Genomic DNA, 15,803 nt, shown 5'->3' with positions numbered 1-15,803 from the left:
CATTATTAATTACATTGACTTAACAAAATCAAACAATGAGTCATATTCTTTACTCTGCGTTCAAAAACCTGTCTCATTAAAGTTTCACCATATTACATAAATCCATAACCTTTTTCACAATCAACTCCGCAGTATTCTCTCCCGGTGGCATTAACAAATTTGTAACTGTTCCATACACAATAGGACTTAATTCTACTTCATATCCGCCATATGCATATTCGTCTTTTGTCGGTAAATAACCAAGATATCCGTTCATATATCCACCAAAGAAAGCCAATTCATTTTGAAGGCTCTCTTTCATTGCTAAGGCAGTTTCTGAAAAAGGTTCCATCGGTATACCTGAAAACATACCATCATTAACTTGAAACAGTTGAACTTCTAAATCTATACGTAACTTCCGAATACCTTGCCTATATTTCTCTAATACGATAGCAACCCATTCATCCGTATTCACGCCCCACTGCTTCTCGGCTAATCGAGCCATGCTTCGTATCTCATCAATTTCAGGAATATCATTCAACTTCATTTGCATCATACTTGAAACTGTCCTTAAATTTAAAATTGGGCTATATGTAACTGCTGGCAACATCGTTAATATATGTCCACTAAGTATGTAAGCCATTTGTTTTAAGGCTTCACTTGAACCGCGATACTTCGCATTCACATTTCCAGCGGCACCTTGAACGATAATAACAGGGCAGTTCACTATCTGCTCTAGAATCTCTCTCGTTATTCCAGGATAATCTGCTGATAATTCATCGCTATCACCTTTTAAAACATTCGGATGCGCCGTACAAAATACTATAATCCCAGATAGCTCCTTCGTTTCAGCATCTCTTATTGCCAACATGCCAATTCGCTTATCTACAACACCTTCTATATTTGTTCCCATCTTTGCTTTTCCATCAGATGTTCTCTCTCGTCGGTTTACACCAATATCACCTGTCGTAACACCCCATCCAACTTCGCATCGCTTTAAATTGTTATTTGCAGTAACAGCACCATGTACTACATTATTTACTAAAATCATTTTATACGACTGCACTAGCGGATCATCACCGACTGTCTCTGGACCGGAATGCGTATGAGTATAAACAACAGTTATTCGCTCAACTGGCACATGAACCTCACTCGCTACTCGTTCACGAATCATATTCGTATCTTCTACTAACATACCGATATTATCAATGCTTATAAACACAGTCTTCATTTCATCTTTTTCAAATACAAAAACTGTCCCGTAAATACGTTCTTCAACATTATTTATGCCTGCCTCTCTATGATATCCGACAAAATCAATACCTACAGGCGGCGTAATATCAACCTTACATACCCCTATTTTGCTCATTTGAATCGCTCCATTTCTCTATGTAACTCCCTTTTTTAAAGAATAGCATATTTGACCTTGTTCCAAATAAAAAAGAACGGACACAGTATCCTATGTCCGTTCTTCCCCTCACACATACTTCCGATGCACCATCTTTCCATCATAAGAAAACACAACACCCTTACTCTCCACAATGGACTCCATATGCACCGTTCTTCCCCATAGTTGATGAAGATATGGTAATACTTTTTCTAAGTATTTTAAATCGAGCTCGATTCCTTCGTAACTATGTTTAATGTACAATTCTCCGTTCTTTAAGTAGTCTCCGTCTTCTACTACTAAGTACGGGAAGCCGCCATTTGTACGCATATTTACGAGTTGATCACGCACATGTTCCCACTCTTTATCTATTACTTTATACTCTTTTCCTTGGCGCTGGAATAAGTACATATCTTCTCGCATAACGAGATCTTTATTTAAGTAGTTTCTTAAGAACGATACATCCCATTCAATTTCGCGTACTTCAAAGATTTTGTCACGACCAGACCCAGGTTTTACACCACGGCGTTTCATTTCTTCTGTTGGGTTGTTGTAACGTTCTTCAATATCTTCAAACATTTTAATCCCAAGGTAGTATGGGTTAATGCTTGTTTTTGATGGCTGTACAACACCCGCATTTAATTTCGCAAATTCAATTGCTTCATCAGATGTTAAGTCCATTTCACGAAGTATGCGTTGATGCCAATAGGACGCCCAGCCTTCGTTCATAATCTTCGTTTCAAGCTGCGGCCAGAAATATAACATTTCTTCACGCATCATCGTTAATATATCACGCTGCCAATCTTCTAGCTCACGGCTATATTCTTCAATAAAGAGGAGCAAGTCTTTCTCTGGTTGCGGTGGGATCTTCTTCTTTTTGCGTATATTGGATCGTTCTCTCTTTTTGTTTCGATCATCTAAATTCCATAGATCATCGTATTGTGATACCTTTTTCTTTTCTACTTCTTCTAAATCATCAATACTCCACGCAAGTTTGGGACGCATGAGCGACGGGTCAATGTGCTCTTGAATGGCAAGTACGGCATCTAAAAATGTTTCTACTTCTTCTTTTCCGTACTTATGCTCATATGCTTTCACCCGTTCAGCTGTCGCTGACATACTCTCTACCATATCTCGCTTCGTATTTGAAAAACGAATATTATTTTTGAAGAAGTCACAGTGTGCTAAAACGTGCGCTACAATTAATTTGTTTTGAATTAAAGAGTTCGTATCTAATAAAAAGGCGTAACATGGATCAGAGTTAATAACGAGTTCGTATATTTTACTAAGTCCTAAATCGTATTGTAATTTCATTCTGAAAAATTGTTTTCCAAAACTCCAATGTGAAAACCTTGTCGGCATCCCATATGCACCAAATGTATAAATAATTTCCGCTGGACATATTTCATAACGCATCGGATAAAAATCAAGCCCAAATCCAGTCGCAATTTCCGTAATTTCCGCAATCGCATATTGCAGTGCTTTATCGTCACTTGCTCTCATTATTTTCCCTCCTTACACTTTCCCTTAAGAAAGTGTATGATGAAGAACAAGCTTTCATGAGGATTGATTGCATAATAAAAAGACACCCCCGCAAAAACGAGAATGTCTCATCTATTAACCTTCAATAATCTCCATCTTCTCCGTAATCGGAGTACGAGCTTTTCCTTCTGGCGCTTTATCGAAATAGCCGATATGAAGAATTCCAACGATACGTTGGCCTCTTGTTAAACCGATTCCTTCTATAAATAATGGATTGTAGTTTAATCCGCCTGATTTCCAAACGCAACCTAATCCGCGTTCCCAAGCAAGAAGTTGGAAGTTTTGCATGAATGCACATGTTGCAGCATAATCTTCATCACGTTGAATTTGACGCGGATCTTCATTTATATATACAACGATTTGTGCAGGCGTGCTTAAAAAACGATCTGATAAAATTTTACCGCGTTTCGCTCTTTCTTCTTCCGTGAAAGAGTTTAATACTGCATCTACTAATTTCTTGCGGCCTTCTCCGATGTATAGTTTACAATTCCATGGTTCACGGTGCTTATGATTTGGTGCCCATGTTGCATCGTTTAATAGTTCAATTAATAAATCTTTTTCTACTGCTTTGTCTGTAAATGTACGAACAGAGCGTCTTTCTTTAATCACATTAGCGATGGAAGTATATGTAGTCATATTTATCTCTCCCTTATTTTTATCTATATGTATAAGTTTATCGTCATCATTGATATTGATTTTCAATTTCGATTATACCTTAGTTTTTTACTATTAATCAATGTTTTATGTTGGAAAACTTCTAAAAACGTCATTTCATACTGTGAATAAAAAAACTTGATTTGTTCACAAGTATTTCACATTTTATGGAAATGATATGTGTACAGTTTTCTACATTATCCATCTAGGAGGAGTTTACATGTACAAAAAAATCGCTGTTTGTATGACTATGGCAGCATTATTATGCGGGATATCCACCTTCCCCGCTTCCGCTGCCACACCAAAAGAAGTAACAATGCATCACCATAAACCAATTCCAGAAGAAGAAGTGCAATCGCTAGAAAAACTCGGCTATAACAAACATGAAATTTGGAAAGCTGCTCATATTGCAAGAATTAGTAATAAAGAAATAAAAGATGTTTTAGCTTACTATAAGCAAAATAAATCTTGGGAGAAAACAGCCGAGCATTTCGGTGTAGATCCAAGTAAGCTGAAAAAGCATCATATGAATAAAGAAACAAAGCAAGCACTGCTACAACAGTTAGCAACTATGCAAAAATCCACACCTGATCAGCTAAAGCAAAAAATGAAAGAATATAACATCAAATTGCGTCATCTTACTGTGTTAACAATCATCTCTCAAAAAAGCAATACCCCTCTTGATGATGTATTAAAAATGAAAAAAGATGGAATGGACATTAAACAAATTGCCGAAAAATTAAATGTAAAAAGAGAAGATATACGAGCGGAAATGATGAAATTAGTGAAGTCTATTAAAGAACAAAAAACAAATTAAAATGCTAAAAAGGAAGAGGCTTTCACTACTCTTCCTTTTCTTTATGAACTTTCAATTTTTAAGTATAAATTCCCGTCTTTCCCAAAAACTAACACAAGTAAATGATGTAAGTTAGGGGTGAGAAAATGTTCGGTTTATCATCTAAGAAATCAAAAAAGACTAATACAAAAACACTTTGTTCTATCCCAGAATTTATACAAACCATGAAAGAATCAAGCGATTTTGTCTCTTATAACATACTTAAAGATGAAACGTTGTGCTTGTTTTATTATAAATCTGTCGTGGAAGCACTTATTATTAAACAATTCATTTTAACTCCTATAAAAAAGGAATCGGAACAAATCCAAAACATCTCTGATTTATGTAATATTATCTCTATTGAAGACATTATTACCTCCCCTTCTATTGATGATATTCGTGAAAAATTATTAGGTGGATATATTTTAATACGCTTAAAAAACAATTCGAATCCTGATCAATATGCTTTAATTCGTGCCGAAAGTACTGTTTTAGGAAAACGATTATATAACGATACAGAAAATGAGTATAGCGTAATCGGGCCTAAAATCGGTTTCGTTGAAAACCTTGATACAAATATCCACTTATTACGCCGAAATATCGTAACGGAGCAACTCATTTTTAAAGAAGTTACCGTCGGATCTATATCAAAAACAAAAGTAGCAGTTGCTTATATAGAAGGAATTACAAATGAACAATTTGTCAACACCGCAATTCAACGGCTAGAAGACATTGACTTTGATGTCCCATTTGATTCAACTATGATTGAGCAATTTATTAGTGATAATAGCAATTCACCTTTTCCTGTTCTATTACCTACAGAACGATTAGATCGAGCTGTATTTGCATTAATTAACGGGGAAGTTTTAATTTTAACAGATGGCTCTCCATATGCTTTATCAGGACCAACAACGTTACTGGATTTTTTCATTTCACCAGAAGATTATTATTTACCGTGGATGATTGGATCGTTCTTTCGTATTATTCGTTTTTTCGGAGCTATATTTTCTCTTTTTTCCTCCGCTATTTATACAGCGGCTTTAACATATCATTATCAAATGATTCCTGCCGATTTACTAGGTCCTATTATTTTCTCGAGAGCTAACGTACCTTTCCCTCCTATTCTAGAAGCACTCTTTTTAGAAATTACAATTGAATTGCTTCGTGAAGCTGGAGCGCGTTTACCGACAAAAGTCGGACAAACGATTGGGATTGTTGGGGGGATTGTAATTGGCCAAGCATCCGTGGAGGCAGCTTTGACAAGTACAATTTTATTAATTGCAGTTGCTTTATCCGCTCTTGCATCTTTCACAACACCAACCGTAAAGATGTCTTCTACTATCCGGTTGTTACGCTTTCCGCTTATCCTTTTAGCCGGTGCATTCGGAGGATTAGGCCTTATTGTCGGATTTGTATTTATTTTAGCTCATTTAATTAAATTAAAATCACTTGGATCACCTTATTTATTACCTTTATATCCATTTCGTGGTTTAGGTACAGCAGAAGGTTTTCTTCGATTACCATTTAGTCAAACGGCACAAAGACCTTCTTTTCTTAGACCAAAATCAAAATGGCGCTACAATCCAAACAAATCGAAGCAAAAACGTGATGGTGAGAATGAATGAAAAAAATTTTATTGCACCTTATCATTATCTTCTTCGTTTTACAAACTGGCTGTACACAAACGTATATAGTGGATGCACAGCGTATTATTCATATTGCTGGATTTGACATCACAAAAAACAAAAAATTCCAAGGAACTATTCTATTCCCAGAGTACACACATGGTGTAAAGTCTAAACCAGAGACGCAAACAACATCTGCCCGTTCACTTGAAACAATTGCTTCACGATTAAATGCGAAATCTCCTCACAATGTTGTTGTAGGTCAAATGCGTGTCGTCCTATTTGGAAAGGCTCTAGGGGAACGCGGAATGGGAGAGATTATTACTAACTTACAACGTGACCCAAATATCGGGCGTGATGTACAACTAGCAATTGTAGATGGATCGGCTGAAGAGCTTTTAAATTACGGAAAAAAAAATGGGTCTTTATATATTGCTGATTTACTCGAGCAAAATATAAGAAATGAGAACATTCCACAAACTGAATTAAACATTTTTTTATATAATTATTACTCTTCTGTATGTGATGCCTATGTTCCTTATATTAAAATGGACGATAATCATTCTGTCGCTGTCAAAGGACTTGCCTTTTTAAAAGGCGATAAAGTCGTCATGTATACGGATAAAAGACATTCTGTTTTAGCAAAATTACTTATTAATCCTACGAAAAATGGACGTTACGAAGCAGCAATAAAAAAGGATAAACATAAAGGTATGGTTGTTATACAAAACTTAGCTGGGGAAAATAAGTATGATATAGATCAAACTGGCGACATACCAAAAGTAAAAATCCATTTAAAACTAAATGGATTAATTAAAAACTCTCCTAATTGGATTGATCTAAGAAAAAAAACAAATATCAACTATATAAAAAAACAAATTGAACGAAATGTCGAAAAAGACTGTGAAGATTTAATAAAACAATTTCAAGAAAAAGAAATTGATCCTTTAGGAATACGAGATGAAATTAGAAGCCATACGAGAAAATGGAATATAAAACAACTTCGAAATATGTATAAAAATATAGCGGTAGATATAAATTTAGATCTTAATATTGTACAATCTGGAATCGGAGAATAGTGAGGTGAAATAAGCAATGAATACAATGAATAAAACAAAGACCGTATCTCCATATTTTGCATTTATTTTATTGCATTCTCTCCAGGTTGGTATAGGAATTCTCGGATATCAACGTGTAATTTTGAAAAATGCAGGTTATGATGCTTGGATTTCTCTTATTATTGCAGGTATTGCAACTCATATTGTACTGTTTTGTATGTTAAAAATGCTTGAAAAAGACGGAGATTTAATTAGTATTCATACAACAACCTTTGGAAAATGGGTTGGCTCTATATTTTCTGTAATTTTCACTCTTTATTGCTTATTATTTTGCCTTACTGTTCTTCGTACATATATAGAAGTGATACAAGTTTGGATTTTCCCTACCATTAAGTTATGGAAACTTACGCTTATGTTTTTATTAGTCACTTACTACATTATAAAAGGTGGCTTCCGTTCTGTGACAGGGATATGTTTTTGGGGTATTGTTCTTCCTATGTTCGTTGTATTCTTTTTAGTCTATCCGATGAAGTATGCACATTTTCGTAATATTTTACCTATTTTTACACATTCACCCTTTGACATGCTTATATCTGCAAAACACTCTGCATTGGAATTTCTAGGGTTTGAAACAATTCTTATCTTTTATCCCTTTATTGAAAAAGGAAAATCTTTAAAAAGATGGGCCCATGCTGGAATTGCTTTTAGCACCTTAATTTATGTAGTTTTAGCTATCGTATCTTTTATGTATTACAGCGAGGGACAATTAAACCGTACTATTTGGCCTACTTTAACGATGTTAAAAATAATTAAAGTTCCTTTTATTCAGCGCTTTGAATATATTATTATTTTCGTTTGGTTTTTAATTATTTTACCAAACCTTTGCTTAACCATTTGGTCATCATGTCAAACGATGAAGCGTTCCTTTCATATTTCATTTAAATTTACATTACCGTTTTTTATTTTCATCATATTTTCAGCTTCTCTGTTCTTCACAAACCGTGAAAGTATCAACACATTAAATACCGTACTATCTCAAGCGGGTTTATATATTGTATACACTTATATCCCGATTTTATTTTTGTTTCATTCACTAAGATGGCACTTCAAAAATCGTTCAAAAAAAACTTCTCCCTAGGTGTCCCTTAGTCTGATACAATTTTATTAATACATTTGTAAAGGGGACAAGCGAATGAAAAAGTATGTATTTTCTTTACTTGCAGTACTAAGCTTAATTCTTGCTGGATGCGGAAGTACTGGTACAAATGACCAAAAATCTTCTGAATCAAAACAAGAAGAACATGACCACGCATCGCACACTCAGCAAGCTGACATTCAAGAGAAAACAAAAGGAGTCGACACACTTCCAACCTTCCTAGATAAGCTTGATCCACAAATGAAAGATATCTACACCGTCGCTGGACAAAATGCAGAGCTATTAGATTGGATTCCATGCTATTGTGGTTGCGGTGAAAGTGTAGGACATAAAAATAATAAAAACTGCTTTATTCGTGAAATTAAAAAGAATGGTGAAGTTGTTTGGGACTCCCATGCAACGACTTGCGTCAATTGCCTAGAAATTGCAGTTGAATCTGCTTCCATGAAACAAAAAGGAAAATCAACGCTTGAAATTCGTAACTATATCGATAATAAATACAAAGAAGGCTATGGCAAACCAACACCTACGCCAATGCCAAAAGCTTAAAAAACGAGGGAATTCCTCGTTTTTTCTTTTCATTCTCATTTTTTCTTAACAAATTCTTTCAAGTGTATTTCTCCTTACTTATCACACACTATATATAACTCTCGGTAAGGAGGGTACACAGTGCAAACATATAACGACTATGATAAAGCTCTCTATTACACGTATTGCTGTAATTGGGATAAATTACTCGTTCTCATGGTTCAAACGAACGATCAATTATTTTCTAAGCGTATTGAGCATTTTTTACACGCTTATCAATACAGCAAGGAACTGCCAGAAGTTGATAAACAATTGCAGCTCCTATTTCAATATATTGACCACGCATCCCAAAAGTCGCATGTAGAAGAAGTAGAACAAATTCAAATGTAAACTATAGCGCTATTCTCTTCCGGAGAATGGCGCTTTTTTTAAATTTTTATATCAATAAAAGTTTCTCCTCATAAAACTTTTATTGATAAACATATTTTTTCTTTCTTTTCCATACCACTTCATACTATAATTTAGTATGTAACTATTATAAGAGAGGTATAAAATATGGGACGAGAAAAAAAGCAAGAATATGCTTTACTTACCGCATGGGGAGCTTCTTTTATCGCTACACTGGGAAGTCTTTATTTTTCCGAAATCATGAAATTTGAGCCTTGTGTACTTTGTTGGTATCAACGTATTTTTATGTATCCATTCGTTTTATGGCTCGGTATCGCTGTAGCAAAAAAAGATTATCGCATCGCAAGTTATTCTTTACCAATTGCAAGTATTGGTGCTTGTATTTCTTTATATCACTATGCAATTCAAAAAGTCCCAGCGTTTTCAGCTGCTGGAGCAGCTTGCGGTCGTGTACCCTGCACCGGAGAATTTATAAACTGGTTTGGTTTTATTACAATCCCGTTTTTAGCACTTATCGGCTTTATTACAATCGCTGTTTGTAGCTTTATTGTCATCAAAAACAAATAAGGAGATGAAAGAATGAAAAAAATGCTTATATTTGGTGGTATTATTATCGCCTTGTTCGTAGCAATTTTCGCTGTCACACAAATGGAAGAAAAAAATGCTACTAGCCAAAAGATTGATAATCCTACTGAAAGTAAGACAAACGGTCCTGACTACTACACAAATAAAATCTCTCTTTCAGATCTTCAAAAGAACTTAAAAGAGAAAAAAGAAGAAACAGTATACTTTTATCAAACATCTTGCGTTCATTGCCAAAAATTATCTCCTGTCCTAGTGCCAATGGCTAAAGACTTAAACGTTGATATGAAAGTTATGGATATTGAAAAATTAGATGCTCCTTGGGATGAATATAAAATTCAAGGAACACCAACAATCATTCATTTTAAAGATGGCAAAGAAGTGAGCCGTATTAGCGGTGAACAGCCGAAAGATAAATTAAAAGAATGGCTTGAGCAAACGAAAAAGTAACTAGAAAAGGAAACTCCTTCTACACATGAAATGGGTGTAAAATCCCACACTAATGTATAAGGAGGGGGTTTTATGCCAGAAGTAAGATGTTCTGTTTCCAACTGTTCTTTTTGGGGACAAGGTAACTTTTGTCAAGCAAGTGCGATCATCGTTCAGCCTGATGCAGATGAAACTGGTCAAACTGAAAATGATTCATATACAGCTGCTGTTTTAACAAACGAGACGCTAGAAAGTCCTGTAGCAACGAGTGTAGAAACTTGTTGTCATACATTTAAGCCTAAATATTAAACAAAAAAAGCATGCGATTAATCGTATGCTTTTTACATTCCCCTCCAAAAATCATGCATAATAAAAAAGTACAAAATAACGAGAACGGCCGTCCCGCATAAGGTAATGCGCCGATATATACTCTTCTCTCCTTCCCTCGCTTTCACAAACGCCCAAATAAATCCGAAGAACAATATTAAATCAACATATGGAACATAAAAAGAAAAGACGAGAAACGCATATAAATACACGATAAATAAACAGGTCGTTACTAAAAAAACTTTAAACGCAAATTCACTTTTCATAATATAACCGCCCCCTATCTGTACTGTATTATATTCAGCAAAATATAATAGTTGCAGTTAAACTCCAAGTATAAATAAGCTACCGTCTATAAAACGGTAGCCATTACGGAACATTGTATTTCCGTTTATATATATTACTTAAAATTGAAGAAGGAATTTGCTCGTAACGAATTTTCTCTCCTGTTTCATCTATAATATACAAATTGTTTCCTATATAATATATTCCATCTTTTCGTTTTGAGTACACTGGATATCTTTCATTTGGCAATACCGTTTTCACTTTTGTTAACTGTCCATTTGGTTCTTGCCAATATATATCCGCGCGGTCTACTAGCGTAAGTACTCCAATTTGTTCTTCTTCTATTTTCCGACTATTCCAGCTCACAACGCGATAACCAAGCTTATTCGCTTCATATTCGGGGCTCGTATGAAAACGAGAAATGATTACTTTTGTTTGTAATTGTACTCTGTCATATAACCATTGTATATCCCTGTCATGCATGCGAATACAACCATTTGATTCCCTACTTCCAATCGTCCATTCCCGATTTGTCCCGTGAATCGCATATTCATTCTTATCTAGTCCAAGCCACCTCGTACCGAGAGGATTATTCGGTGCACCCCCAGGTATTTTTTTTCGATGGTATTCTTTATTTTTAAATTTAGTTATAATACAAAAGTTACCTTCAGGCGTAGGTGTACGATCTCTTCCAGTCGTTACTGGAAATGTTTTTGTATAATTTCCATTCTCAAAAAAAGACAACTGATTTGTCGTAAGATTCACTAATATTAAATGATCTGTATTAGCAAAAGCACTAACCGGTAGGATGAAAAATAATAGTATGACGAAACATAACTTTTTCAGCTATATCCCCCCTAGCGCTCACTATAATAAGTGGAATTAACATTACTTTGCTCTTATAAATGAAAACTATCCATTTACAATAACGCCCCCATTTACATGTATCATTTGTCCAGTAACATAAGAAGAATCACCAGACGCTAAATATACGTATGCCGGCGCTAACTCATATGGTTGACCAGGCCTTTGCATTGGGACATTGCTCCCAAACTGAGAGACTTTCTTCTCATCAAAGCTCGATGGAATAAGCGGTGTCCAAATCGGTCCTGGTGCAACACCATTTACCCGAATCCCTTTTTGCACTAACGATTGAGAAAGTGATCTTGTAAAAGCTACGATTGCTCCTTTCGTCGCGGAATAATCAATTAACGTTTCATTTCCTTCATATGCAACGATAGATGCCGTATTTATAATGACATCCCCTTTCTTCAAATGAGAAAGGGCTGCTTTCGCAACGTGAAAATAAGAAAAAATATTAATACGAAAAGTCTTTTCTAGCTGTTCTGCTGTAATATACTCTAGTCCTTGCTGCGGATATTGCTGCGCGACATTATTTACTAAAACCTGTAAACTACCTAGCTGCTGGACGGTCTCTTGAACAACATCTTTACAATGCTGTTCATCACTTAAATCACCCGGCAACAATACACACTTTACACCTTCTTTCTCAACATATTGCTTCGTCTCATTAGCATCTTCTTCCTCATCTAAATAAGCAATCGCAACATTTGCTCCTTCTTTTGCAAAAGCGATGGAAACTGCTCGTCCAATTCCGCTATCTCCCCCTGTAATTAATACATTCTTTCCTTTTAACTTTTCGCTACCTTTATAATTGGGATCTTCAAACTGTGGTAGAGGATTCATTAATGATTCAATACCAGGCTGCTTATTTTGATGTTGCGCAGGCATTGTTATAAAGTTTTTTTGCTGTGGCATAGCTGCTTTCAACTCCTTTTCCTTAGCATGTGCACAATAAAAAGCTGAAATTCACACATCGGTTTACGATTAATATTCGAATTTAAGACACAAAATATGAATTGTTATAAACTTTTTATGCAAAACTATTGCAAAATAGATAAAAAACGAATATTATATATAACTGTTGTGAAAATTATTCGTAAACAGAAAGGATGTTTATATGTTTAACCTTTCAAAACATAAAACTTCTATTAAAACTGAAATTATGGCAGGTATTATTACCTTCTTAACAATGGCATATATCATTGTCGTAAACCCTGTTATCCTTGGAGATGCAGGTGTTCCATTTGAACAAGCATTTACAGCAACAATTATTGCTGCTGTTGTCGGAACATTATTTATGGCAATCTTTACAAACTTACCAATCGCAATCGCGCCAGGTATGGGATTAAATGCTTACTTCTCTTACTCTGTTGTAAAAGCGCATGAAGGCATGACTTTCGCAATTGCATTCTCTGCTGTATTCGTAGCAGGTATGATTTTAATTTTGCTATCATTTACATCTTTCCGTACAAAATTAATGGAAGCAATTCCTGAAAACTTAAAACATGCAATTACTGCTGGTATCGGGTTATTTATCGCCTTTATCGGTTTACGATTAACTGGTATCGTTACAAAAAATGATGCAAACTTAGTTGGACTTGGTGATCTTCACTCTGCTCCAGTTCTACTAGCATTAGCTGGACTTGGAATTACTATTATCCTTATGTCTTTAAATGTAAATGGCGCACTATTTATCGGTATGCTATTAACTGGTATTATCGCTTTCTTCACAGGACAATTAACATTCTCAAACGGTGTTACATCAATGCCTGGATTACCAGAAGGAATTATCGTTTCAAATCCAATTACTGCTGTATCTGACGTAATTAACTACGGATTATACGGCGTTGTATTTTCATTCTTCCTTGTTACATTATTTGATACAACAGGTACATTACTTGGGGTAGCTCAACAAGGTGGATTTATGAAAGACGGAAAACTCCCAAAAGCTGGACGAGCTCTTCTATCTGACTCATTCTCAGCAACTATTGGTTCTATGTTCGGAACGACACCATCAACAGCTTACATTGAATCATCTGCTGGTGTTGCAGCTGGTGGTCGTACTGGTTTAACAACTGTTACAGTAGCTGTTCTATTCGCACTAGCAGCATTCTTCGGACCATTAGTAAGTGCTGTCTCTGGTGTATCAGCTATTACTGCTCCATCATTAATTATCGTTGGTAGTCTTATGATGGGTTCAGTTCGCCACATCGATTGGGACGCATTTGATGAAGCATTCCCAGCATTTTTAGTAATCTTAAGCATGCCTCTTACATCAAGTATCGCAACAGGTATCGCACTTGGATTTATTTCATATCCACTTATGAAAGTGGCAAAAGGTAAATTCCGTGCTGTTCACCCACTTGTATATGTATTTGGAATTTTGTTTGCTTATCAATTGATATTCTTACCACATTAAAAAAGTAGAGCATCGAAATCCGATGCTCTACTTTTCTTTTACAACAATCATTCAAACTATAAAGGCACCTCCAAAATATGAAGAAGGTTATAACCTTTTAATACTTCTCTTCTACCTTTAATTCTTTACTATACTTTTGAATGAAAACTGATGAAATAACCATTACTATACCCACACTAAAACCAATAAGTTGATCTATTAACATTTCATCATGAATAAACCAGCGAAGTAAAAATAAACATCATAATAAACCCAGTATGCCTAAGTCCTTTATAGACATTTTCCATATGTATCACCTCTTCACATAATATTACACCATACAACCATCGAGTAACCGTATCGTCCTCTGACAATATGCAGCTACCTTTTGATCATGTGTAACAACTAGCACTGTTTTTCCTTCTTTATTAATCTCTTGTAAAATACTCATAATTTTCTCCCCATTTTCTTGATCAAGAGCACCAGTCGGTTCATCAGCAAGTATAATTTTTGTATCTTGTGCTAAAGCCCTTGCTATTGCTGTTCTTTGCTGTTCTCCTCCTGATAACTCGTAAGGATATTTGTTAATATGCCTCTCAAGCCCTACCATTTTCAGCATTTCTTTTGATATTTGCATACGTTTCTTATGAGAAATTCTTCTATATATAAGCGGAAGCATTACATTTTCAACAACTGTATAATCATCTAATAGCGAAAAGTTCTGAAACACAAATCCAACTTCCGTGTTTCTATACTTATGATAATTTGACTTGAATGTACTCGTATCCATTCCATCTAAAAAATACTTTCCAGTAGAGGGGCTATCAATTAAGCCAATAATGTTAAGCAAGGTTGATTTCCCAGAACCAGATGGTCCCATAATGGCTATCATTTCGCCTTTTTCTATTGTAAGATTAATATCTTGTAAAGCACTAAAATTACTCTTTCCGTATCCCTTAGCCACATTTGCGAGCTGAATCATCTATAACACCTCTTTCATATATGTATTTTTTATTTTTAGTACATTGAAATAAATGATTGCATATATAACGAGGATCATTACAAGTGATAAAGCACCTATAACAACCAATGATTCTATAGAGACTTTTAACGTTCCAAAGAAAGATACTATACTATTTTCTAGCCCTTTCTGAATTTCAATTACTCCGCTATTCTCCCATTGAAAATACATTATGCCTATACATATCGCTAAAACGAATAGCAACATATACTCAATAATAAATGGAAGACATATTTGAAAAGTGCTTGCACCTAACGCTGATCTAATAGAAATATTTTTACGCTCCATATAAAGTGCTGCCATTGATGTTAATACAATAGATAGAAATGAAAAAAATAAGACTGTACCGCTTAATAATAAGGGGTATGACATATTATCAATACCTTGTTTTTCGTTTTCTAACAATTTATTCGGATTTGTAGCATAATACGAATAACCCTTACCTTCTGTTACCTTTAATACTTTCTTTTGAAGTTCATTTATATTTATCTTATCATTTGTTTCTATAATTAACCCATTGTATAAAAGTTCTACACTATAGAACTCTATTTCTTCTGTTCCAATTGGTAAAATCGCCATGTCATCTAATAATGTAATACGATTATCCGATATTTCACCACTTCGAGGATATGTAAATGGTGAATTTTTTTCTAAAAAACCAATTACTTTTAGCTTCATTTTTCCAGATGGTATAACATCACCAATAGATACCTTTTCTATATAAT

The 15,803-nt window shown here is 34.9% G+C and carries 18 protein-coding genes and 1 pseudogene; 10 read left to right on the top strand and 9 right to left on the bottom strand.

The features are described 5' to 3' along the window. Positions 1 to 76: 76 nt before the first annotated feature. The 3 genes from ABWK52_RS19580 to ABWK52_RS19570 form a co-directional block, all read right to left on the bottom strand. A complete protein-coding gene (locus ABWK52_RS19580; RefSeq protein WP_000034536.1) occupies positions 77 to 1,348 on the bottom strand; it encodes a neutral/alkaline non-lysosomal ceramidase N-terminal domain-containing protein in 1,272 nt (423 codons plus the stop codon). Between the two features lie 108 nt (positions 1,349 to 1,456). Further along, positions 1,457 to 2,869 (bottom strand): stage V sporulation protein SpoVR, encoded by a 1,413-nt coding sequence (spoVR, locus tag ABWK52_RS19575; RefSeq protein WP_098542376.1) that lies wholly within the window; start codon positions 2,867 to 2,869, stop codon positions 1,457 to 1,459. Positions 2,870 to 2,983: 114 nt separating this feature from the next. After that, the gene (locus tag ABWK52_RS19570) at positions 2,984 to 3,544 is read right to left on the bottom strand and encodes a nitroreductase family protein (RefSeq protein WP_000214819.1); all 561 of its coding nucleotides are present in this window, start codon (positions 3,542 to 3,544) and stop codon (positions 2,984 to 2,986) included. 238 nt (positions 3,545 to 3,782) lie between these two features. On the opposite strand from ABWK52_RS19570, the gene ABWK52_RS19565 reads away from it, so the two are divergent. The 9 genes from ABWK52_RS19565 to ABWK52_RS19525 all read left to right on the top strand — a co-directional run bounded on the left by ABWK52_RS19565 (position 3,783) and on the right by ABWK52_RS19525 (position 10,492). Then, complete coding sequence (locus ABWK52_RS19565; protein WP_000276960.1) at positions 3,783 to 4,379, top strand: hypothetical protein; 597 nt, start codon at positions 3,783 to 3,785, stop codon at positions 4,377 to 4,379. Positions 4,380 to 4,504: 125 nt separating this feature from the next. Further along, positions 4,505 to 6,022, top strand: coding sequence for a spore germination protein (locus tag ABWK52_RS19560; RefSeq protein ID WP_000467491.1), 1,518 nt, complete (start codon positions 4,505 to 4,507; stop codon positions 6,020 to 6,022). Then, entirely contained in the window at positions 6,019 to 7,101 is a 1,083-nt protein-coding gene (locus ABWK52_RS19555) for a Ger(x)C family spore germination protein (RefSeq protein ID WP_000722246.1), read from the top strand. The genes ABWK52_RS19560 and ABWK52_RS19555 overlap by 4 nt, the downstream gene beginning before the upstream one ends. A gap of 16 nt (positions 7,102 to 7,117) precedes the next feature. Further along, positions 7,118 to 8,218, top strand: a complete 1,101-nt coding sequence (locus ABWK52_RS19550) for a GerAB/ArcD/ProY family transporter (protein ID WP_001095042.1) — start codon at positions 7,118 to 7,120, stop codon at positions 8,216 to 8,218. Between the two features lie 54 nt (positions 8,219 to 8,272). Beyond that, entirely contained in the window at positions 8,273 to 8,785 is a 513-nt protein-coding gene (locus tag ABWK52_RS19545; protein ID WP_000761029.1) for a PCYCGC domain-containing protein, read from the top strand. A 120-nt stretch (positions 8,786 to 8,905) separates the two neighbouring features. Next, positions 8,906 to 9,154, top strand: coding sequence for a YhdB family protein (locus ABWK52_RS19540; protein WP_001195459.1), 249 nt, complete (start codon positions 8,906 to 8,908; stop codon positions 9,152 to 9,154). A gap of 165 nt (positions 9,155 to 9,319) precedes the next feature. Continuing rightward, positions 9,320 to 9,739: a disulfide formation protein C gene (locus tag ABWK52_RS19535; protein WP_000532264.1), complete on the top strand. Its 420-nt coding sequence runs from the start codon at positions 9,320 to 9,322 to the stop codon at positions 9,737 to 9,739. A gap of 12 nt (positions 9,740 to 9,751) precedes the next feature. Continuing rightward, the gene (locus tag ABWK52_RS19530) at positions 9,752 to 10,204 is read left to right on the top strand and encodes a thioredoxin family protein (protein ID WP_000738450.1); all 453 of its coding nucleotides are present in this window, start codon (positions 9,752 to 9,754) and stop codon (positions 10,202 to 10,204) included. Positions 10,205 to 10,276: 72 nt separating this feature from the next. After that, positions 10,277 to 10,492, top strand: coding sequence for a DUF1540 domain-containing protein (locus ABWK52_RS19525; RefSeq protein ID WP_001115480.1), 216 nt, complete (start codon positions 10,277 to 10,279; stop codon positions 10,490 to 10,492). Positions 10,493 to 10,524: 32 nt separating this feature from the next. Here ABWK52_RS19525 and ABWK52_RS19520 read toward each other — a convergent pair whose 3' ends face one another. The 3 genes from ABWK52_RS19520 to ABWK52_RS19510 all read right to left on the bottom strand — a co-directional run bounded on the left by ABWK52_RS19520 (position 10,525) and on the right by ABWK52_RS19510 (position 12,574). Then, entirely contained in the window at positions 10,525 to 10,776 is a 252-nt protein-coding gene (locus ABWK52_RS19520) for a hypothetical protein (protein ID WP_000834195.1), read from the bottom strand. A gap of 103 nt (positions 10,777 to 10,879) precedes the next feature. Continuing rightward, complete coding sequence (locus tag ABWK52_RS19515) at positions 10,880 to 11,641, bottom strand: L,D-transpeptidase (protein WP_025118307.1); 762 nt, start codon at positions 11,639 to 11,641, stop codon at positions 10,880 to 10,882. A gap of 66 nt (positions 11,642 to 11,707) precedes the next feature. Next, positions 11,708 to 12,574 carry an SDR family oxidoreductase gene (locus ABWK52_RS19510; RefSeq protein WP_001136259.1) on the bottom strand — a complete coding sequence of 289 codons (867 nt, stop codon included), beginning with the start codon at positions 12,572 to 12,574 and terminating at the stop codon, positions 11,708 to 11,710. Positions 12,575 to 12,776: 202 nt separating this feature from the next. On the opposite strand from ABWK52_RS19510, the gene ABWK52_RS19505 reads away from it, so the two are divergent. Beyond that, positions 12,777 to 14,078 carry an NCS2 family permease gene (locus tag ABWK52_RS19505; RefSeq protein ID WP_000482710.1) on the top strand — a complete coding sequence of 434 codons (1,302 nt, stop codon included), beginning with the start codon at positions 12,777 to 12,779 and terminating at the stop codon, positions 14,076 to 14,078. Between the two features lie 97 nt (positions 14,079 to 14,175). Here ABWK52_RS19505 and ABWK52_RS19500 read toward each other — a convergent pair. The 3 genes and pseudogenes from ABWK52_RS19500 to ABWK52_RS19490 form a co-directional block, all read right to left on the bottom strand. Next, positions 14,176 to 14,365, bottom strand: a pseudogene (locus ABWK52_RS19500) (hypothetical protein). Between the two features lie 23 nt (positions 14,366 to 14,388). Further along, positions 14,389 to 15,039 carry an ABC transporter ATP-binding protein gene (locus ABWK52_RS19495; protein WP_000615295.1) on the bottom strand — a complete coding sequence of 217 codons (651 nt, stop codon included), beginning with the start codon at positions 15,037 to 15,039 and terminating at the stop codon, positions 14,389 to 14,391. After that, on the bottom strand, positions 15,040 to 15,803 hold a 764-nt coding region (locus tag ABWK52_RS19490), incomplete at its 5' end, for an FtsX-like permease family protein (protein WP_353772085.1).

Source organism: Bacillus sp. AP50 (assembly GCF_040492675.1).
Taxonomy (GTDB): Bacteria; Bacillota; Bacilli; order Bacillales; family Bacillaceae_G; genus Bacillus_A; species Bacillus_A cereus.
Note: the sequence above shows the minus strand (reverse complement) of the source record. Positions and strands in the feature narration are given on the sequence as shown.